The organism is Haloarcula marina, from assembly GCF_024218775.1.
GTDB classification, from domain to species: domain Archaea; phylum Halobacteriota; class Halobacteria; order Halobacteriales; family Haloarculaceae; genus Haloarcula; species Haloarcula marina.
In genome coordinates, this window is sequence record NZ_CP100404.1 from 3,025,184 (window position 1) to 3,047,094 (window position 21,911).

Consider the following 21,911-nt stretch of genomic DNA (forward strand, 5'->3'; position numbering starts at 1 on the left):
GTGTGGGCACTCGGTGGGCTCTATCTGGGAGCATATCGAGGGCATCTAGAAAGACATATCCTCGGCGTCGACGGGACTCATAAGCCGCGACCGAAGACATGCGAACTCGTCTACAGACGATGACCACGTTATTGCGAGTGCTACCCACGCTTATATGTCGAACGAGAGTACGAACCAGTGCACAGATTCAGTCGACGTGACAGAGTTGTTTCTCTGTGACTACGGGGTGATGAGTGCGCTCTCCATAGTTGGGATTCGAACATACAGGGCCCTCACTCGGAATGGAACCGAGAAACGGAGCAACAAACTTCGTCACCCCCTCCCCCCTCGTAACGAGTGTAACGCGGGATTGGTAGGTAGTACATCCAAGACGGTACCCCCGATGTCAGGATGGGATCCTCATACCACCATACCCCCTCCCCCCTCGCAACGAGTGTAAACCTAAATACGGTGTCCCAGAATCGAAATGACAATGAGATTTAGAATGAAGCAGTCATAGTGGTCACCCTCGCTCAGGGATGATCAGAAGATTCGGTCGACTCATCCACCATACCGCCTCATTACGGGAGATTTTATCGGTATCACGTATGCGTGAAATACCTCATGGAACACAGAGACAATGACGACGAAGACAACATTTTCTCGACGGGGTCAATCTTCGCGAATCGAGAGCTTGTTCGTATCGGACACGTCCCGGAGTTATCACGTATCGTTGGGCGAGATAACGAGGTGAGAGCACTTGGACAGGCGCTCGGCCCAGCCACCATTGGTGGTCCACCCGAGACGACGACAATCTACGGGAAGACGGGGACGGGAAAATCACTCGTTGCCCGGTGTGTCACCCGGGAAGCCAAATTGGAAGCTGAACGGAACGATGTCGCCTTCCAGTTTGCCTACGTCGATTGTTCGGACTACCGAACCGATGCACAGGCCAGTCGGGAGATGGCCCACAGTCTCGCATCGAATCTGAACATTAACGGCGATGTTCCCCAATCCGGTCTCGCAGCTGCAGACTATCGCGATATAACTTGGAAGACACTCAAGTATAATAATGTCAATTCGTTTGTCGTCATTCTCGACGAGATCGACACATTGGATGACGACGAGTTACTACGGAGTCTCTCTCGCGCCAAAGAGAGTGGCAAAGCAAGTGCGTACATCGGGGTTATCTGTATCAGCAACAAAGTCGAATTCAGAGACCGACTGAACGAGCGTCTAAACTCCAGTTTGCAGGATAAGGAACTCATCTTCGATCCTTACGACGCAGGGCAACTCCGAGAAATACTGAATAGTCGGGCAGACGCATTTGAGGAGGATGTTCTGGAGGAAGAGGTTATTCCAAAGGTCGCAGCACTCGCCGCAAGAGCACACGGTGATGCCAGAAAAGCAATCGACACACTGTACGAGGCAGGTCGCTTAGCAGAAACAGCGAGGGAACAGACAGTCACATCAACACACGTCGATGAAGCAGTCGAACGTGCAGCGATCAATCGATTCCAATCACTCATTGAGGGGACGACTCCGCATGTCAAATATATCCTTCATGCACTGGCTGTACTGACCGTCGAGACACCGAAGACAGACGTTTTTCGCACGCATCGTATCTACAACGTCTATTCGAACTTTGCCGACGAAGACGGGGCAGAGCCACTCTCAGAAGAGCGTGTCTATCGGCTGCTGAAAGAGCAATCTTTCCTTGGAATCACCGAATCCAATCACACCGGTGGTGGACGTGGAGAAGGGAGCTATCTTGAACATCGGTTATTGCAGGACCCGGAAATCGTCCTCCAAGCACTTGGCCGCGCAAAGACAGATTAAGGGGACCTACCCTTTCTTCCGCTTACACTCGTTGCGAGGGGGGAGGGGGTTGAAATCGGTCTTACAGGAATCATTCGTGGTACCCCTCACCGAATCCAGAATATGGGCTTGGTCGGCGTATCCCATTCTGTCCATTCGGTCACCCGATCTTTCGCCAGTCTACGCCCATTCGCGCATCATCAGACCCCAAGCGAGCGGCCGCCGACAATTACCTGACCGTCGGGTCCTCGATTGGCTCGGCGAAAGCGACCGTATCACGAACGTCTGTAATCTCGACTTTCGCCTGGTCGCCCGGTTGCGTGCCCGGGACGATGACGATGAACCCGCGTTCGACCTTGGCGATGCCGTCGCCTTGGTCGCCCAGCGTGTCGATAGTCACCGAGCGAGTCTCGCCTTCTGTCACCGGTGGAGTCTGTACCTCCGAAGTCGGAGACGGCGACGGGGACGGAGACGATGTCTCCTCCTTCTCAATCGTCTGTCGTGGCGTCGACGCGGTCTCGTCGGACCCTGCTTCCTGTGCCGCCAACAGTGCGATCCGGTAGGTTTCGTCGGTCGAAATAGAGCCCCCGTCAATGAGTTCGGACGGGATGGGCAGTACGTAGCGGTCACCGTCCCGTTCGAGTTCTGTTTCGAACAGCAGACGCAGCGAGGATGGAATTTCAGTCATCTATCCATATTCGTACTGAAGGATAATAACAGATTTGATACGCTCGATAACACGAGGTCACCAAACCTCTCGATGACGGACCCGAACGACAGCCAGTTCTCAGCCGTCTGGGGAGTGATCAATGTGATCAGCATCAGTCATATTCGTCATAGGTGAGATACACTATCGGATGGATGATTCGACCTCCCCCTCGGCTCTTTCGAGACGGCTGTGCGACATTCGCAACATTACGACCCCGCCTTGAACTTCATCACACAGGCTGGCAGCGAGTTCACGCTGACGCCCGAAGCCCGGACGATTGCCATCCACTTATTCCGACTCGTCGACGGCCTAAGCAAATTCCTGCTCTCCTTTCTTGAGCACACCTCACTGTTTGATACCTCTCGATAACATCTATCGGTATCCTCAGTTTTCACTCTCACTAACGGTCGAACTGCCATTTTTGCTAATCCTCGCGCTGTGTATCTGACTCGCCAGGTTGTTCTCTATCTTTTGGTCTTGATAATGCACCTGATATCGGGCCATATGGTCTGTCTTCGTAGTCGGTGAAACGGCCGGCCGGATTTTACGTCCCGTTCTTGTTCATGACCTCGCTTGTTGCCCTGCTCCTTCGGGTCGGACAGCTCCTTGGTTCATCAGTTGCCCTCTCAATCGGCGGCGCAGGACAGCTAGTATTCGCTATTTTAACGCCGCTCCGCTCTGTCATCTCGTCATTCGTGCTGTTCTGGCAAGCCGGGGCGTTGTTCTTCATGGCTGGTAACGCATTTCGCCATCGGCAGGTCAGAGACCGAGGAACTTTTCAGCGGCTCCGCTGTACGCACCATTGATGAGCAGCCCGTCAGCGAGAGACTCGAAGCTCTGGCTACTTCTCCCACGTTCCGTCAGAGAGCTTCCTGCTGACTTGGCTGCTACGCTTGCTCTCGTCGTTCTCACGACGCTGTTTGCGACAGTACCGGTCGTCAGCGAGACGCCGATTCGAGTCGTCTTCGGACTGCCTCTTGTCCTGTTTCTACCCGGGTATGCCCTCATTGCAGCGCTGTTTCCTGAAGCCGGCTCGCCTCCGGACGCAGCAGAGGAAAATGAGATCAACACCGGTATCGACGGCATCGAGCGAGTCGCGCTCTCGTTCGGGTTGAGCATCGCAGTCGTCCCGCTGATTGGCCTAGCCTTGAACTTCACTCCGTGGGGGATTCGACTGGCTCCCATCCTCGTCGGTGTCGGTGGCTTCACCACGGCTGCGACCGTCATTGCTTCACTGCGCAGACAAGCACTCCCCGAAGACGAGCGATTCTCGGTCCCGTACCGAGAGTGGGTCTCTGATAGCCACGACGCGCTAATCTCGCCGGAAACACGTCTCGATTCCGCACTGAATATCTTGTTAGTTTGTAGCCTGTTACTGGCCTCTGGCTCTATCGTCTATGCTGTCGCTGTTCCAGTACAAGGCGAGTCGTTCAGCGAGTTCTATCTGCTAACGGAGAACGACGATGGCGAACTCGTCGCCAGTGGCTACCCGACCGAACTCACGGTTGGTGAGAGCAAGGAACTCGTCGTTGGTGTTGGTAACCAGGAGAACGAACGGACGAGTTACACCATCATTGTCGCGCTCCAGCGGATCGAAGCTGTCGACAACGAAACGGTCGTTAGAGAGTCAACCGATTTGGCTCGGTTCTCACCGACGGTTGCAGACAACGAGACGTGGCACCGGCCACACGAGATAACGCCGACCACGACGGGAACGAATCTCCGCATGACGTACCTGCTGTACAAGGATGACCCAGCACCACAGCGAGATATAGACTCGGCTTACCGGTCGAACTACATTTGGGTTAACGTTACTGCCCAGTAACGGCTTTCCTGGTCCTAACAACAGATTACCAAACCATCTAGTATTTAACCTTGGACAGTAACAAACCTCGTAACTGATAGACAGTGTCCAATGACTGAGGCAACGAATCAGAAACACGACGCATCGCTCGTAACTGCCCGTGACCGGGCTGTCGTTGTGATTTCGGTGGCTGACGACCACGTGGGCGAGGGCGTTCTTACGACGATTCTTCGGGCCAAGGAACACGGCCACTACGTATTCGTTTACTGTAAGGACCGCGATTCGGAGATCGCCGAATTCACTCGGCAGCTTGATGCCACCGTTGTCGAGCACGACCCGAACCGACCTATCCAAGAGCACTCCCGGTCGCTTGCCCGCGAGTATGGTTTTCCCGGTATCATCCATCTCGAATCGCCCGGGGAACGTCTCGATTTCGAGTCTAGCAATGCCCGACTCCAGAACAGTTCCGAATACATCGTTCCGGCTGATATCGAGTACGAGACGGAGTCGAACCTGATTATCGGCATTCCGGCGTACAACGAGGAAGTTGGTATCGGTAGCATCGTCTTATTGGCAAAATCGGTCGCAAGCGAGGTAATCGTCATCGACGACGGGAGCTCCGACGACACCGTCGGGGTCGCGAAAGCAGCCGGTGCAACGGTCATCGAACACGAGGAAAACAGGGGAAAGGGTGCAGCTATCCAGACGCTGTTCGAGACTGTTCGTGAACGAGAGTTCGACACGTTTGTGTTGCTAGACGGGGACGGCCAGCACGACCCCGACGAAATTCCACGGATCGCAGAGCCGATACACGACGGTAAGGCTGACCTGGTCATCGGAAGCCGGTATCTCGACGACTCCACCGAGGATGAAACACCGGCCTATCGACGTGTCGGCCAGCGTATTCTGGATATCCTGACCCTCGGTCCGTCGAAAACGCGCGTGACTGACTCCCAGAGCGGTTTTCGGGCCTTGTCTCCCCGTGCAGTCGACGAACTGGCGGTTACGACGGACAACTTCGGGGTCGAGACGGAGATGATAGACCTCGCCTCCCGGAATGACCTGTCTATTACTGAACGGCCTATAGAGGCCCGTTACGAGGGCATTGACGGCCAGACTCAGAACCCGCTCCGGCATGGGCTGACGGTCGTCATTTTCATCCTTCAACTCGTTCGTGACCGCCATCCACTGCTGTTTTTCGGCCTCCCCGGACTGGTTTTCCTGACTATCGGAGCATATTACGGCATCGATGCCGTTCTTGTCTTCCGGAACACCGGTCAGTTCTATCCCGCGAAAGTGCTCGTTAGTGGCTTTTCGACAGTCATCGGGGCGATTGGACTGTTCCTCGGCCTCGTACTGAACCGTATAAGCAACATGCTCGAACAACTCGATGAGTCCGAGTCACAATGACGCCAGCCTTCAACAATTCATGAACAATAACACGCACATTGCGATTGTCCTCGGCACACGCCCGGAAATCATCAAACTCTCTCCCGTTATCCGGGCGTGCCATCAACATGACATTCCGTGTACACTCATCCACACGGGCCAGCACTATTCAGAAGAGCTTGATAGCGTCTTTTTCGACCAACTGGAGCTCCCAGAGCCGGACTACCATCTCAGTGTCGGCTCGGGCTCACACGGCGAGCAGACCGGTGCGATGCTCGCCGAGATTGAGGCGGTTCTCCTCGATATAGAACCCGATGTGGTACTCGTCCAAGGCGACACGAACTCGGTACTCGCCGGTACGATCGCCGCGAGCAAGCTTCCAGTCGAAATCGGACACGTCGAGGCTGGGCTCCGGAGCTTCGACCGGGAGATGCCTGAAGAGACGAACCGTGTTCTTGCCGACCACGTGGCGGACTATCTGTTCGCACCGACGGCGACATCGGCCGACTACCTTCGGAGTGAGGGCTTGGACGAAGAACGGATACACGTGACCGGGAACACGATCGTCGACGCCGCCCAGCGACACAGCGACTTCGCCGCGAAAAAGAGCACCGTTCTCGATGAACTAGGGCTTGCACCGGAGGAGTTCATACTGCTAACGGCCCACCGAGCGGAGAACGTAGACGACCGGGGCCGGTTCGCTGACCTATTCGCAGGCGTTGAGCGGGCTGCCTCAGCGCTTGGCCACGAGGTTGTGTATCCGATTCACCCGCGCGCACAACAGCGACTTAACGACTTCGACCTGACGATTCCTGACTGCGTGCAGTTGGTCGACCCACAAGACTATCTGGACTTCCTCGAACTGGAGCGGACTGCGTCGGTGATTCTCACCGACTCTGGCGGCGTGCAAGAGGAAGCATGTATTCTCGGTGTCCCCTGTGTGACACTCCGGGACAACACCGAGCGCCCCGAGACCATCGATGTCGGCGCGAACCGGTTGGTCGGCGTCAACCCGAACGAAATCAGAACGGGGGCAGTTGAGATGTACGAGAGAACGACTGAGTGGGAGAACCCATTTGGCAACGGAACAGCATCGGAACAGATACTTGACACGGTAAGTGAACGGTCGGTAGACGGTCAGCAAGTCCCACAATGAGCACGATATTCGTCCACGGACTCGGATACATCGGGTTGCCGACGGCAGCGATGTTCGCCAACTATGAACACGAGGTCACCGGGTACGACACCGACGAGGAGATTATTGAGGGCCTAGACGACGGCGATATCCATATCGAGGAACCCGGACTTCGCGCGTTCGTCACACAAGCGCTTGAATCTGGCAACCTGACCGTGAGCAACGAGGTCGGTGAGGCGAAGTATCACATTATCGCTGTCCCGACGCCGTTCGACGACGAGAGCAAAGAGCCGACACTTGACTACGTGGAGGCCGCTGGCGAGGCCATCGCCCCGCATCTCAGGACTGGCGATACGGTTATCCTTGAATCGACCGTCCCTCCAGGTACGACTGTCGAGACGCTACAGCCAGCCCTCGAACAGTCCGGGCTCAACGCGGGTGCAGATTTCGCACTCGTCCACTGTCCCGAGACTGTCCTCCCAGGGGACATTATTACCGAACTCAAAGGGAACGACCGTATCATTGGTGGGGTCAACGGGGTTTCGACTGAGGCCGCCGTTCGACTGTATAAGTCCTTCGTCGACGGGGAGATCTACACGACGGAAAACGCGACAACGGCCGAGTTCGTCAAGCTCATCCAGAACACCTATCGGGATGTCAACATCGCGCTGGCGAACGAACTGGCGCTCATCGGCGCCGACTACGATATCGACTCCCGTGAGGCCATCGAGATGGCGAATACACACCCTCGCGTCGACCTCCACCAACCCGGGCCGGGTGTTGGTGGCCACTGTCTCCCGATAGACCCGTGGTTCCTCGGCCATGGCTCCGACCAGCTCGACCTGATACGCACTGCGCGAACGATCAACGACGGGATGGCCGGCCACATCGTCGACATCCTCCGGAAAGAACTCGGTACGTTGGACGGCAAGCGGATCGCACTGCTCGGTGTCGCGTACAAGGGCAACGTCGGCGATACTCGACAGAGTCCAGCGCTGGACCTAGCACACGAACTGCAAGAGGCTGTCGCCGAAGCACCGGAAGCGACGGCCGACGGCGGGATACAGTCGGATAGCGACGGTGTCGATGTGCGACTCCACGACCCCCACGTCGATGACCAAATTCTGCATCTCGTCGACTTCGAGGCGGCCGTCAACGATGCGGACGCCGTCGTCATTACTACTGACCACGATGAGTTCGCCGAATTGGTGCCAGCAGAACTATGCGAATCGATGGCTGGGGACCTCCTCGTGGATACGAAAGATATGCTCCCGGAACGTGAGTGGATATCAGAAGGGTTCTCATTGCGGCGTATCTGAGTACCAGTATGTCAGCTACGATGACTGGATGGATAGACCTCGCAAGTCCATCCCATCCGTTCTTCTTCCACGCCTTAACCTCGGAGATTCCAAACGTCGACTTCCGGACCACTGTCCGGAACAAGACCGAAACGGTCGATTTAGCAGCTGAAGTCGGCTTCGATTACAGTGTCCTTGGACGGGATTTCGACAACCCGCTGTTGCGGAAGGTCGGCATCCCGCTCCGGACAGGGCAGCTCGCGGTCTCCGCGCCCGACGCCGACATCTCGCTGTCCTCCCGGAATGCGATGTGCGTGCTCGCGTCCAAAGCCCGCGGGATTCCATCGATTCACTTCACGGACAATGATATCACCGCCCACGTCGATGGGCTTGAATACGAGAAGCTTTACAACCGGCTGGAGGCGATGGCGACCCACAACGTCGTTCCAGCCGCCTTCGAAACCGAGGAGCTGACCAAGCGCGGTGCAGACCCTGACAGCGTCCACACCTACGACGGGTACAAGGAGGACATCTACATCGCCGATTTCGAACCTGACCCAAACTTCACTGACCAGTTCCCCTTCGAGGAGTACATCGTGATCCGTCCCGAGGCACTGGATGCGGCCTACGTCGATGCCGAGCGCTCGCTGGTGCCCGACCTCCTAGAGGGGGCCGCCGAGCGTGACCTTTCAGTCGTGTATCTGCCCCGCGGACGCGGTGACGAGGTCCACGCAGATCCGTACGACGACCAGCAGGTGTACGTCCCTGACGCCGCCCTCAACGGGCTCCAGTTGGCGTGGCACTGTCGCTGTATGCTCACCGGTTCGGGGACGATGGCACGCGAGGCGGCCTGTATGGAGAAACCGGCCGTCTCCTTCTTCCCGAACACGCTGTTGTCTGTCGATAAAGAGATGGAAGCAGAAGGACGGATCTTTCACTCACGTGAGCCGGAGGCGATACTCGACTATATCAACTCGATTGATCAGCAGGATGCCGCTCCCGGTCGTGGACAAGCCCGTATGGTCCGTAACGAGGTTGTGGACTTGGTGGCCAGTCTGCTCGCCAAAAGCACATGAAGGTGCGGAATCCGACACCAGAAGGACGGGATACTCCTAGTAATATGATTTCGTGAAACGCTTGACGACATCAAGACAGTTCACTAAATAAAAAGGATGTGATAAATCGCCAGACATGGTTTGGTTTCACGGTTTCAGAGCATGATTCATGTTTGAACGTCCCACATCAAGGCGAATTCACGAAATTCACCGTACCAAGTTTGTGCACGCATGGCGTCGCCGAACGTGCGCTTGATGGGCGAGAAGACAGTCTCACAGATACTGGCGGGATCTGGGCCGCTACTCACGATATTTGGTTAGCGGTCTTACGCCGTCTTCGCAGAATTTTTCACTTAATTCCATCCAGTCGTAGCCTTTGTCGGCAAAGATGTTGGCTAGATCGCCCCGCCCCAAAGCTGGCGACCTGCTAGCCGTACTGTGTGTCTTGGCGTTTCTCGGTCGTACAGTGAACGTCCAGAATGGCTTGGATTTCTGTGTCGATGAGAGCTGTCGCTTTGAGTGCCTGAACCCGGAATTTGCCCGGCTGCGGCAGTTTTTGTTATCGTTTTCACCGCCGAAAAATGTCGCATCAATAGCAACGAGACCGCTGGACGAGTCGATCTTTGTTCTGTCAAGCCACCTGATTATGTGGAATGGTCGGGAAGATTGGCCCAAACGCGACAGATCCATCGTGTTCAGATAAGCTGATTCCATGCGAAGCTGAATGATCTGAGCCAATCGTCGGCTGTTTCTGCTTCGGCGTTGCTGAAACAGTTTGAGAAACAGATAGTTCAGCGTTTTATTTCTCTGAAGACACGTTCGACAGCATTCCGATTTCCATGTTTTTCGTATCTGAAATCGAAGCCATGTCGTTGACACGCAGCTTGTAACGATTTGGAGCCATCGACGAGAAACACGGCGTCGTTGACGTCGTGTTTCTCACTGAGCTCGGTGAGGAGTGAATGGGTGAGAACCGTCGTTGTGGTTGGTCTTAGCTTCGTATGGAGTAATCTGTTCGTTTGCGGATCGACAGCGGCGTACAGCCAATACTTCTCATCGTTGAGTTGGATCACAGTCTCGTCAACCGCAACGTGATCCGGAGACCGTCCATCTTCGGGCTGTAAATTTGCTTTGTGAACCCAATTATGTACAGTTGACCGACCGCGTTGGACATCGAATATCTCAAGAACTGAGACAGTATTCGAAAGTGATAGTCCAGCCAGATGCAACTGAATACTCAGCTTCATCAGCAGCTCCGGTGTCGCTTCTCGCTCCACAAAATCTAAGTCGATTTGGTCAAGATTACCGCTGAGGCCGGCGTTTTTAGGCATAGACACTTCAAAACCGCCGTGCCTCACTCTTCAATCCTTATCTGAACACTACGGACAGATCTCCCCGAAAATGTATATCACACCACTCAGGAAACAAGTGCTTCTCGGTAGGATTTCTCTAGGTAAGCCCACAGATAATGTATCGACACCACAGAATACTTTCCGAATCCACCACCGCTTTGCGAAGCGGCGACTTCACCTCGTCCACTAACAGCATTTTTTAGCTAATTGATAGAGGTTTCTCTTGAAGAAGGAGATTTTCGACAGAGATATCGATCATTTCCTGCTTCATTTTCCTAGTTCTGACGGTTGAACCCAACGCTGTTAAGTGGTGATCAGAGCCACTCAATAGAGTGGAATTGCTATCCTAGTACAAGAACACATATAATGGCAAGCCGGTTATTGACATCATGGAAAAATTGTCAGTCATTATGGTTGGGCCTGTTAATCACACGAGAGGCGGCATGTCTCAGTACATTGAAGATCTAACAAAAAACCTTTCTGATGATGTTAATGTACATACGCACCATGTTGGATCCTTAGATAAGGATTGGCCCGGTGCAGTTTTCGTTGCGGCTATTTATTCTGCGTATTGCTTGGTCAGGTTTCTTGTGCGACACCGAACGGATATCGTCCACGTGCATGCCAGCTTCGGACTAGATTTTTACAGGAGTATCATATATTCATTAATTACAAAATATATCTGGAGAAGACCACTTGTTTTCCACGTACATGGATCTGAATTTGATCAGTTCGTACAGTCCGCTTCATTCTGGCAACGCCAAGTGACGAGACTAGTTTTCAGTATTTCAGATGAGATCCTAACAATATCTGAATATTCACGGGACTCTATCAGCTCACTGGCTGAAGATGAGAAGATTACACATATTCATCACTCGGTCGAGCCAGAGGCCTACGACCCACAATACCAGACAAATCCATTACGAATTACCTTCATTTCCGATATTATTTATCGGAAAGGAATACTTGATCTAGATGAGATAATTCGTGAAGTACTTGATCGCGGCGACACCAACGTCAAGTTCCATTTAGCTGGGACCGGTATGTTACAGGACCAGTTTGAAAAACTTGATGAGGAGTTCAGCTCTGTCAAATACCACGGCTACGTCTCAGAAGAAGAGAAACACCGCTTGCTTAGTGAATCACTTGTATTCATGTTACCAACATACTCTGAAGCAGGTCCACCAATCGCTATCGTTGAAGCGATGGGTGGCGGGAATGCAATAGTCACGACAGATACTTCAGGTATACCAGAATTAATCAAACATAGAAGAAATGGAATAGTAGAACAAGTAGGTGATGTCCAAGCATTTACCTCGTCTCTTCACCAGTTGTTAGGTGAACCAGAAATTGTCATTGAAATGGCACGTAGAAATCGAAAAATCATCGAAACAAGACTAAATTGGGCGCAGTCAAGTCAGAAGGTAGAGGAAGTATACAATAAATTTTACTGATGACTGCTCATTTTCCGAACATTTAGGTGTTCCCTCGAAGAGTGTCAAATTTGATTGTAGAATAGTATGATAAATGAAGGAGAAGGCGGAGAGTATTTTCCCATCAAGTATATAAATATAATATTAACTTACCACCATGAAAGTCAGTTAATAATAATGTGCCCAACCCTCATAGAACAGACAATAATTACTTCTGACCCTCAGAATTCAGATTTTATCACCTCTGTCAACACTCTGTGGAGTTTCCCACCGCGACTGCGAAAAGAGTACTCGGACCGGTCAACTCCCTTAGTTAGCGACTGTTCCGCTTGTAGTGCGATGACCGTATTAGCGATACGCTCTGGCGTCGGTTCTCCGACGAAGCCAGTTCCTTCGAATGGACGTAAGACATCACCTATCGAACTTTCCTCTGAACATAGCGCCAATATGGGCGTGTCGGCAGCGATATAGTCATATGTTTTCATTGGAATCTGCGCTGAATCCCGGTTGGTCAACAGGCCAATATTTGCCTCCGAAATGAGGCCGAGGAGCGTTTGATGATTGATGTAGTCCGTTGACTCGTACCTGACCTGTCTGCTACCATTTGTAATTCGCTCAATTGTCGAAGAATGTCTTCCAATCTGTGTGAAGGCGACTGAGGGCGGATCCCTGTGAGCAAGTTGCACAAGAGCCTCGGCCAGTACTGACTCGTCTTGATAAATTTTCCCCGGGCAAACGATTTCAAGCGTATCTTCGGATTGTCTGTTGGAGTTCCTCAGCGTCCGGTTGGCTCGGAAACCATTTCGGACCGTCCTGAATTCAGTTTCAGGATATTGCTGTCTGTATCGTTTTGATGTCCGTTCCGATGTCGTCGTTACTACGTTTGCTTTCTCGAGGACAATACTCTCCATCGCTTTTAGAACCGACTGTTGCGATCGTGACGAGATATTTTTGTATGGTGCAAGTAACCATGGATCGCGCATATCTAGCACGTAGGGAACAGATGTGAGGCGTTGCAATACCGGAAGTACGATTGCTGGCGGAAACGGTGCCCCAGTAAACCAAACTACATCCGGCTGGTGGACACGAATCCGCCGATACAGCGTATGAGCCAGTATCGGTGCCCAACCGAGGCGTCCGAAATCAACGCTCTCTGGAAGCAAGGACCCGGCTGGGAACACGTCATCCTGCTGGCACCGATTTGGCTCAGGAGTAGTGATTATCTCAACATTCCAGCCATATTCACGGAGTACGTCAGCGAACGTCCCGGGTCTGATAGCACCGACAGTTTCTCGCGGGGGAAATGCATGTGAAGCAATGACGATATTGTTGCCGCTCATATCTTGCACGGCCACATTTGACAGTCCACGCTATAATATTCTTCTTCGTTCAACTTGCATACTTGAACGAAGCGTTTTCCAGGTAGATTATCAGGTGAGTGTATTTTGTGTTTATAATGGTGTATCTCTAACAGAGATAAATGCAGGTTGTATCAGTATGGCTCCATTTCAATATAGTTACATCGATATGAGCAATCACAATGTATTTTCTACTGGAGGGATATCAATCTATAGTGGTAATTCGGAGAGCAAAATTCTGGCTCATTCTCAGTAATATAGCCATTGCCGCAGGTGTCTTGCTGAGCTACTTGACACCGGCGGTGACCTACGAGTATAACCTATACACATCGACGCCTTCAATCGTTTGGGGGCTCCTATTCGGCTCGGTTGCAATTGCTGTTATTGTATCACTATCCCGTCAATCATCCCTCCAATTGGCATCAGTATTAACACTCTTGCTTGTCGGAACTGTCATCTTGTTGCTCCCGCTATTCAGGGGATACTACATATACGGGACAGGTGACTCGTTCACTCACCTTGGGTGGTTGCAAGACATTGCCACCGGAACTCTTGACCCTTCTAACTTTAGATATCCCATTCTCCATCTCCAGTCACTTGCTCTGAGCACCGTGGCTGATTTCTCTCTCCGTCACGGTATCTACCTCGGTGCGGTGAGCTATACGCTGGTGTTGGTCGCAGCCTGTCCACTTTTCGCACGGACAATAACTAGACGCCGTCGCCCAACGATTATCGTCGCAATCGTAGCGACGAGTTTTTTCCCAATTATAAATATTCTCGTGGCCAATGTAAGTGCCCAACCCGCCTCGCAATCAGCTATCTACTTCGTCTTACCAGCTTACCTGTTGTACAAGACCGTTGACGAACCGTCGTATCGGAATTACGCTTTGGTCATCTGTACTGGTTTTGTCCTCACACTTTTACACCCGCACCGCGGAGTGACGCTGATACTGTATGCCGTCGGTCTATTAGCGACTGTATATCTGACTGACGTAGATGCAGCGTTGAAACGGAGCAAGATCCATCTTATCTCTTCAATACTGGTTCTCGGGCTCATAGTCTGGTTGTGGATTGAAGGGCAACTTGTCCGGTCCCTTGGAATAATTCTTGTTAGTATATTTTATATCAACCCGGGAAATGCAGGCGTAACTACTGGGGTTGTTAGTGTGGCTACTCAGGCTGGAGTGAATCCAGTTTCCCTTACCCTACGGGCATTCGCGGCACCAATCATCTTCACACTCACTTCAACAATATTTATTTTAAATACATTTACCGACTATTCGAAAGAATTTTCGAAGCGGTCATTCAGATTGTTTGGTGGAATGGTCACACTGTTTATATTTTTTGTTTTTTCAGTTGTAGCAGGGATATTCATGTCATTCCGAAACTTGACTCCGCTGCTGGCACTTGGCGTTGTGACCGGTGGCATCGGACTGTTCCAACTGAGTGAAACCCTTCATATGGATCGACGTGTTACGAAAAATACCGTCGTTGCGATTGTTCTTTTGCTTGCCCTAACACTCTCCGGAGCAACTATTCACGATTCAAACTACATTTTCCAGCGAAACGCGCATGTCACCCAAGCCCAAATGGAAGGTTATGATACCTCATTTGAGTACTGGAATGAGGAGAACCACTTCGCTGCGATACGTGCACAACCTCAGCGATACAAACATGCACTCTATGGAGTTGAAGAGACGCGTGAGTTGAACTACTCCGGCACACCGTATCGACTACCCCGGTACTCATTTATTCCATCACACATGGCGAATCAGAGTCTTGACAGCGTTTACCCCCGTGGACAAAAGATCGTAGTAACACGGATGGACAGACAGTATTATGACAAAACGCTCGGTGGGTTTAGATACAATAGGTCTGATTTTGCTTATCTCAACACAACAGACCACGTGGGTAGGACATATTCGAGCGGTAATTTCGTCGTTTATACTGTAATGTAGATTCGTAGCCAGTCGTGGTGTCTATCGCACCTAGAGTCATACGCTGACTGTTCCATTCAAAGACACAGACTGTCCGTTGACGACCATTTCCTCAGTCACGTTCAGGGAGCGATTTCCGATACGGTATTGACCGGTGTATGGAACAATAACACTGAATCCACCAGATTGACCAGTGGACACCGTTCTATTATATGTAACTATCTCACCTCTGATTAGGACGGATGTCGATACGTCAACTGAAGATTGAGGCGCGGCCTGTCCAACAATGCGAGTGCCTGGAACGACTTCGAATACCTTTATTGAGCCATCTTCAGAGACGTAAACTGCCCGGAAGTACTGTGTTCCGGGGGAGTTCCCTCGTTGACTCCCATACCGGTTATGGAGGATCTCAAATCCAGTTCCTTGTGCGGTCGTGGATTCCCCGGTAGTCACTACGAACCCCCTCACTGTGAACAGTTCCTGTCCTGAGCTGTCAATAGTTGACCGCTCCACCCAGGCGTCTGGATCTTCGGCCTGCATCAAGTCCGAATAGTAAACTGTCGAAAATGAGTATGAGCGCGACTCTCCGTTGACAAAATAATTGTAGACCCTGCTTTGGCCCCATCGCGTGAGCACGTAATTTTCTGGATATTCGAGTCCTTTTTCTGCTGCATATTGGTCGATCCAAATGGCGGTTTCATAGGTATCTTTATCTGTCGCAATCTGATTCATTTTGACTGGTGTTTGGACTAGCCCCATACTACCGACGAGGAGAAAGAGGGCAACCAATACACTGATTGTTTTTTTCTCGGGAATTTGGAACGACACTGGAGAGCGGTCACGGAAGTCGATCCGCCGTGCACTTTTTACGCTCGCTGCCAGATGTACTAATGCGATACCGGCGAAAATTGAGATGAAGAGTGACCCCTCACCAGCAAACCGGATTTGGTTGATTGTGAGCAACGACACAGTCAAAGTGAAGATACAGATAACCAGCCACGATGGCTGATATTCGTGTGCAGAGCGCCAACTGAGCCACACGAGATGGGGTAGTGCGAGAAAGAAAAAAAAGCCGTAAATGAGTATCGGTGTTAAAATCAACCCTATGTCGGTCGAGAAAATAGACATCGTCTCGGCAACGGATCCAGACTGTGAGAGAAATTGCCTGAATATCAGCAGTGCCGATCGAAGCTCCGGAAGAAGATACCACACTGAGACACTGCCCCCAAGCGCAGCAGTGACTGTGAACGCGGCTAGTTCCCGCGCTGACCTGTGCTTCCTGTGCCATAGCTCAGCGCTTCCGACAGAACCAACTGCGCCGATAAAGAGTAGGAGAGGAGTGATGCCCCGATAGAGTCCCATCCAGCCCAATGTAGCGTGCAGTGAATATGTCAGTATCGAACTGATTGCGAGACCAACAAGTAGCCATTTCGTCACTGTGGTTGGCGACTGGTCTGCCCGGACAGCCCCGATAGCCAGTGCTGGAACACAAATCGCAATCGGGAGCAGCAGAATAGGTCCGCCGCGCCATGCCGCGAGTTGTGTCGTGAGACCCAATCCGAGACCCAGGGCCGTTAACGGTTGTCCCCAACGATGTGCTTGCTGGTCATCACCGATTCGGACCAGCTCAATTATTGTGTACACAATGAACGCTAGAACAAGGAAATCGAAGGCGTGGTGATCACCGAACCCTAGTCCAGTGCGGAACGCGTGTGCCGGCGTAACAGCGAGTATCAACACCGAACTTAAACCAACTCTCCGGTCATTAGTAAGTCGTGTTGAAATGATATATAGTATGGCCCCTGTCGCAGTAGCGACTACCACAGGATACCAGGCGACCACCAGACCCGACGCGGTCTGCCCGCTCCCGAAAAGACTCGCAGTCCACCAGAGAGCAACGATCAACAGCACGTCATGGTTAGCGACATCCTCAGGCAACTGCGTCAGCGCGCCAAAATCGAACGCCTGCAGGTTACTTGCCAACAGTATATCGACCCAGGACCGGTAAAAGTACGGGTCATTGCCCGCGAGAACGATGTCGCTTCCGCGGAATACGCTTGACCACATGAAAACGATTCGCACCACCGTAACGAACATCAGCACTCCGCCGACGGCAAGCGTGGTCTGTCGGTCAATATCAGGGAGCTTGATCAACGACAGGTCGAACCCTTCCGTGTCACTACCACTTTCGACAGTCTCTTGATTTAGTGCTGCTTGGACAGCCGTCCGGTCGGCGACCCTGTAGCCATCGCTGCCCTTCTCCACGATGCCACGCGAGACGATTTCACCGAACGTTCCGGAGTCGGTAGAGAGGTCGTCGAACGTCCAGGGACCGTCGTCGTCGACATTCAGAATCTCTTCGATTGTAGACTCAACGTCGGGTCTGTCCGCGAGGAGGTCGTCTGTGGCCTCGCGTACGTCGTCCATACAAATTGTAACCGTAGAGGTGCGAATAAACCCACCGGAAAGAGATTTGAGCTATTTATCGTAGCGATAATTAAAGTTGAATAGAGGAAATCATGATAAACGGTGGATAGTATACAGGACTTCGTCGACCGGAGCTGGCATTCGATTGGCAATGGATTTGATCTCCTGAGGTTGAACCACTCCAAATTTAATTAAAAGAAGGGAATATACGAAAAGCCCCACAGATGGTACAATAGTTAACAACAGTACTGTACTAGTGATACTGTGTGCAAGAGCGAAGATAACCGGTGCTGTGAGTAGGGCCGTCGCCAAGATACGGGATAGCCGGAGTTCCTTGAGTGGATCGAATCCAATTCTGCGGGCGCACCAAACGTGAAAAAAGAACATTGAACCGTACCCGATACTTGTCGCAACTGCTGCTCCGTACATCCCGTACCGAGGAATCAATATCAGGTTCAACAGCAGATTAATTATTGACGCTGATGCTGTCGCATAGATTATCTTTTGCAAATCGCCAATTCCCTGTCCAATCGCAAAGATCGGCCGTGCGATAGCGAACCCCAGAGCACCGGGCAACAACAACAGTAGAGGACCAACGGCCACGGCAAACTCCGGACCAAAATATAGTGGTACGAACTCATCTGCCAGAGCGGTGAGTCCGATGATCAGCAGAAGAATAAACGCAAGTGAATACCTAGTTACGTCGCTGGCAATCTTTGAGACAAGACCGTACTTGCCCTCTGACCACATCTCTGAAACAGATTGGACCAGTGTATATTGCATCGCCATAGGCACAAACCAGAGAAACTCAGCGATTACCAGGGCAGCTTTGTAGTATCCCGTTTGCTCGGACCCAGCAATCGGCTGGAGTAGTATTATGTCTACATGATATAATGAGACTGTGAGAAATGCTAGTAAGATACTATTGAGATTGAACGTTAGCAATTCACGTCGTGGAATATTCTCTGGCAATCTCTGAAACAATGTCCTGAACGATACATTCGAATGAGTTGCATAGAACGCGATTACACCAACGACGGTAATGGCAACAATTCTTCCGATGAGTGCGCCTTGTACTCCCCAGTTCAAGTAGACGAGCCCAATTGCAACACTGCCAAACAGTATTTTATCAAGAATCTGGAGTGGTTCCGAGTAGTGCTCTAATCCAAATCCCATGAGTGATCCACGCGCAACGGAGTACAGTTGATTTGCAACAATTAAGAAGGCGAGTAGTAAAAGATATTGCTGGAATTCTGGACCGAACTGTTCGGTAACGAATTGCGTCGTACTGGCCACATAGACTATCAGCCCCACTATGATTGATATGAAAACTGCAATCCGTGTGTAGAACGTAAAAATGTAGTCCTCCCATCTTTCCAATTCTCGATTTTCGGCGATATACTTCCGAAGTCCATTAAATATTCCAGAATGGACAACAGTAGAGATCAGCCCAAATATAGACAGAATTAAAGCATAGTCTCCGTAGTTACTATTCCCGAGTAGCCGAACAAGAATCGGAGTGATTAACACTGCAAGTACCAGCTTTCCGACTCGTGTTCCCAGAATTGAAACGAATGCTCGAAGCGGGTTCCGTTCCATTCTTATTAGACTGCACCGAACAACTGAGTGAGTAAATCGCTTTGATGAATTGTTTCAATATGCTCTTGAATCCTCTCTTTTTCGTCCTCCTTCTTTGTATCCAACTGACGGATTGCTGCTTCTAATTGGGAGATGTCAATCTTGTTTCGACCATCAAAAAAATATGCGGATTGATCAAAGCTTTCGAGTAGTTCCCCATATTTTGTTGCCCATCCGATTGCGATGACGGGCACCCCATTTCGGTACGAATGGACCAATGAATGATATCGAGAACCAATCAAATAGTCAAATTGTTCGATTGTTTGCTCTAGCTCGATTGCGTTTAGTTCGTCGTCGAGAAGATAGATGTGATTGTCATCATCGAACAAGGATTTAATCCACGTACAAATTTCTTCGTCCTCGGAAGAGTGCCGAAGCACGTACACATTCTTCCCCTGATCAAGTAGTGTTTCGAGTATCGCAATGTACATATCTTTCAATTGATCTCGTTCTTTGCGCTCTACGAGCCTTGAATTCGGTACAACACCAACTGCATCTCCCTCAACATCCGGAACCTGAAACTCCGGAACCTCAGTGAATACGTTTTCCAAGTTATAATCCTGATACTGAAGAACAATATCAGACTCCAACTGGACATTCTCTGTTGTGTAAGGGCGCAAGCACTTGATGCCCTCCTTCTCACGCGGACAAATAACTTCTGCAGAAGGAAGAAAGGCGGAAAACAGTGGCTTGAGAATCGTAGCAGCAGCATGAGGATACGAAAACGGGCCGATAGACTGTGGTAAAATGTAAATTGGTATCTTCTTTCGTTTGGCCGAAATTAAATTAGACATATACTGTAACGATTGTTGAAAACCCCATTGTGAGGAGAGAGCGTAGCCATTTATATCTATAATAAAGGCGCAATCGTTGAGTACAGCCTTCACTTCCTGGTGAGCGGTTTGTGGATACGGATCGTCGTACACTGCTGGCACTATTGAAGACATTGCATCTATCCGGGCACCACCAGACCACGGCAGTATCGTAAAATCGTACTGTTCTTTCTCAATACTGTCTCGTTGGTAATCTCGGTTCGAAAAGAGGTAAATCGACTTCCCCGGAAATCGCCGCTTGAGTCGGTCAACAACTGTGAAGGTCATCGCCTGTGCACCTTTGTTGAATAATTCACCACCGACAATGACAATATTTTCTCCAGTTAATTCGCTCCTCGATTCTTGGGATGTGAGCGAATCAAAGATAAGCTGTTCAGTGACCGCTGTTCCGAAGGCAAATTTTTGCCCAATCGCCCGGATGCGACTGTACATCTTGGGCTATTTCTTTTTGTCTCACGTATTGTAGTTGGCGGTTACGTCTCGTTGAACGATGCAACCTCATCCACACTTTTTTTTGCAGAGAAAGGAACTTTCGCTTCTGAATCAGGGTATCCTATCGCCATAAGCATGATGACCTCCTCGTCATCATCTAACCCAATTGTGTCGGCCATATCCACTTCTAATCGGTGGATGACCGGCCAATTGATACAGCACGAAGCTAATCCTTGAGCCTCTAGAGCATATTGGAAACTCATAGCCGTCAAACTAGAATCGATATATACGACATGTCTATCTCGTGCATCGGAATAGGCTCGATGTTTCCCGACAATTACCGCTAGACAGGGGATATTGTCTCGATATCCAGATACTCCAATTGGCAACTCTGTGATCTCTTGTATCAACTCTTTTTCGTCGTAGAAACGGAACTCGAATGACTGTCTGTTACAGGCACTTGGAGATTGTAGTGCTGTTTCCAGTGATTTATTAAGTACCTCTCTCGGTACCTTCCGTTGTTCGAACCATCGAGTACTAGTTCGTTGCAATGCTAGTTCATGAAAGTCGCGGTATGTTACAGAATTTGATTCAACCTCACTACGCTTGATTGGTTTCTTCTCCTCTGGTTCATAGTCAATTTCTGTGAGCAAATGTTTGAAATTAGTTTCCGCCCGTGAAATCGGTTCCGTCTTTTCGACAATTTCAAAATATTCTGATAGTACGTCTATGGACCACTTGAGTTGAGTATCAGCTGTTTTCGATTGCTTCCACAATTTAGATACATCGTTGACAGTTTGCTGAATGTAACCTTCAGCAAACACATCTCGACGGTCCTTCATGGATATGCCTTTTTCTATTCGATGTATCTGGCGAATAACCCTATGTTGGGGTTTTGATCCGCTATCCTCTAACTCTTGGTACAAAGCCTGCCCATGGAGTATAGACTTTTGTTCAAATTTGAATGTTTTTTTGAAGTGGAAGTACAGATTAGATATCAATGCTGACCGGGATATAAATCGCTTTGTTTTCGCTTCTGGGAGAATCTTCCATATAATATAACTCAACACCGATTGAAAGAGTGATAAAATTCCTCTCTTTTTATAGATAGCATATGCAGTCCTTAATTCAGGCATGAACATGAGCAGACACTGCAAATATAAAAAGGGATAGATTTATCCACTTACTTAATGCGGAGTACTAACATTATATTTGTGAACGCTCTTGCGTTGGAGATTGTGGATACTCCGCGGGGTAATCTTCCCCACATTATACCCAGCACTTGTTTTGCTACTCGGACTATTGGTTTGGAAT

15 protein-coding genes and 3 pseudogenes are annotated in these 21,911 nt (G+C 50.7%); 9 read left to right on the forward strand and 9 right to left on the reverse strand.

What is annotated here, in order from left to right; translation table 11 throughout:
• Positions 1-603 precede the first annotated feature (603 nt).
• On the forward strand, positions 604-1,818 hold the full coding sequence (locus NJQ44_RS15970) for a Cdc6/Cdc18 family protein (RefSeq protein ID WP_254272326.1): 1,215 nt from the start codon (positions 604-606) through the stop codon (positions 1,816-1,818).
• 208 nt (positions 1,819-2,026) lie between these two features.
• On the opposite strand, the gene NJQ44_RS15975 is transcribed toward NJQ44_RS15970, so the two are convergent.
• Positions 2,027-2,485: a TRAM domain-containing protein gene (locus tag NJQ44_RS15975; protein WP_254272327.1), complete on the reverse strand. Its 459-nt coding sequence runs from the start codon at positions 2,483-2,485 to the stop codon at positions 2,027-2,029.
• A 545-nt stretch (positions 2,486-3,030) separates the two neighbouring features.
• Here NJQ44_RS15975 and NJQ44_RS19630 point away from each other — a divergent pair.
• From NJQ44_RS19630 to NJQ44_RS16000, 6 genes are all read left to right on the forward strand, one after another.
• Complete coding sequence (locus NJQ44_RS19630) at positions 3,031-3,312, forward strand: TrbL/VirB6 family protein (protein WP_489146249.1); 282 nt, start codon at positions 3,031-3,033, stop codon at positions 3,310-3,312.
• Positions 3,312-4,331 (forward strand): DUF1616 domain-containing protein, encoded by a 1,020-nt coding sequence (locus tag NJQ44_RS15980; RefSeq protein ID WP_254272328.1) that lies wholly within the window; start codon positions 3,312-3,314, stop codon positions 4,329-4,331. Before NJQ44_RS19630 ends, NJQ44_RS15980 begins: the two co-directional genes overlap by 1 nt.
• A 90-nt stretch (positions 4,332-4,421) precedes the next feature.
• Positions 4,422-5,720: a glycosyltransferase family 2 protein gene (locus tag NJQ44_RS15985; RefSeq protein ID WP_254272329.1), complete on the forward strand. Its 1,299-nt coding sequence runs from the start codon at positions 4,422-4,424 to the stop codon at positions 5,718-5,720.
• A gap of 19 nt (positions 5,721-5,739) precedes the next feature.
• The gene (gene wecB, locus NJQ44_RS15990) at positions 5,740-6,855 is read left to right on the forward strand and encodes a non-hydrolyzing UDP-N-acetylglucosamine 2-epimerase (protein WP_254272330.1); all 1,116 of its coding nucleotides are present in this window, start codon (positions 5,740-5,742) and stop codon (positions 6,853-6,855) included.
• Positions 6,852-8,153, forward strand: a complete 1,302-nt coding sequence (locus NJQ44_RS15995; protein WP_254272331.1) for a nucleotide sugar dehydrogenase — start codon at positions 6,852-6,854, stop codon at positions 8,151-8,153. Before wecB ends, NJQ44_RS15995 begins: the two co-directional genes overlap by 4 nt.
• Before the next feature lie 8 nt (positions 8,154-8,161).
• Entirely contained in the window at positions 8,162-9,208 is a 1,047-nt protein-coding gene (locus NJQ44_RS16000; RefSeq protein ID WP_254272332.1) for a DUF354 domain-containing protein, read from the forward strand.
• 126 nt (positions 9,209-9,334) lie between these two features.
• Here NJQ44_RS16000 and NJQ44_RS16005 read toward each other — a convergent pair.
• The 3 pseudogenes from NJQ44_RS16005 to NJQ44_RS16015 form a co-directional block, all read right to left on the reverse strand.
• Positions 9,335-9,858 (reverse strand): annotated as a pseudogene (locus NJQ44_RS16005) (transposase); the annotation flags it as partial.
• A 24-nt stretch (positions 9,859-9,882) separates the two neighbouring features.
• Positions 9,883-10,518, reverse strand: a pseudogene (locus NJQ44_RS16010) (IS6 family transposase).
• Between the two features lie 95 nt (positions 10,519-10,613).
• A pseudogene (locus NJQ44_RS16015) lies at positions 10,614-10,785 on the reverse strand (IS5/IS1182 family transposase); the annotation flags it as partial.
• Between the two features lie 143 nt (positions 10,786-10,928).
• On the opposite strand from NJQ44_RS16015, the gene NJQ44_RS16020 reads away from it, so the two are divergent.
• Positions 10,929-11,993, forward strand: a complete 1,065-nt coding sequence (locus tag NJQ44_RS16020; protein WP_254272333.1) for a glycosyltransferase family 4 protein — start codon at positions 10,929-10,931, stop codon at positions 11,991-11,993.
• A gap of 200 nt (positions 11,994-12,193) precedes the next feature.
• On the opposite strand, the gene NJQ44_RS16025 is transcribed toward NJQ44_RS16020, so the two are convergent.
• Entirely contained in the window at positions 12,194-13,327 is a 1,134-nt protein-coding gene (locus tag NJQ44_RS16025) for a glycosyltransferase (RefSeq protein ID WP_254272334.1), read from the reverse strand.
• Positions 13,328-13,545: 218 nt separating this feature from the next.
• Between NJQ44_RS16025 and NJQ44_RS16030 the strand changes: the two genes are divergently transcribed.
• Positions 13,546-15,288: a hypothetical protein gene (locus tag NJQ44_RS16030; protein WP_254272335.1), complete on the forward strand. Its 1,743-nt coding sequence runs from the start codon at positions 13,546-13,548 to the stop codon at positions 15,286-15,288.
• Positions 15,289-15,324: 36 nt separating this feature from the next.
• Here the strand turns inward: NJQ44_RS16030 and NJQ44_RS16035 are convergent, their stop codons facing one another.
• From NJQ44_RS16035 to NJQ44_RS16050, 4 genes are all read right to left on the reverse strand, one after another.
• Positions 15,325-17,694 (reverse strand): STT3 domain-containing protein, encoded by a 2,370-nt coding sequence (locus tag NJQ44_RS16035; RefSeq protein ID WP_254272336.1) that lies wholly within the window; start codon positions 17,692-17,694, stop codon positions 15,325-15,327.
• A gap of 90 nt (positions 17,695-17,784) precedes the next feature.
• On the reverse strand, positions 17,785-19,293 hold the full coding sequence (locus tag NJQ44_RS16040) for an oligosaccharide flippase family protein (RefSeq protein WP_254272337.1): 1,509 nt from the start codon (positions 19,291-19,293) through the stop codon (positions 17,785-17,787).
• Between the two features lie 5 nt (positions 19,294-19,298).
• Positions 19,299-20,597, reverse strand: a complete 1,299-nt coding sequence (locus tag NJQ44_RS16045; protein ID WP_254272338.1) for a polysaccharide pyruvyl transferase family protein — start codon at positions 20,595-20,597, stop codon at positions 19,299-19,301.
• A gap of 41 nt (positions 20,598-20,638) precedes the next feature.
• The gene (locus NJQ44_RS16050) at positions 20,639-21,733 is read right to left on the reverse strand and encodes a nitroreductase family protein (protein ID WP_254272339.1); all 1,095 of its coding nucleotides are present in this window, start codon (positions 21,731-21,733) and stop codon (positions 20,639-20,641) included.
• Positions 21,734-21,911: the final 178 nt, after the last annotated feature.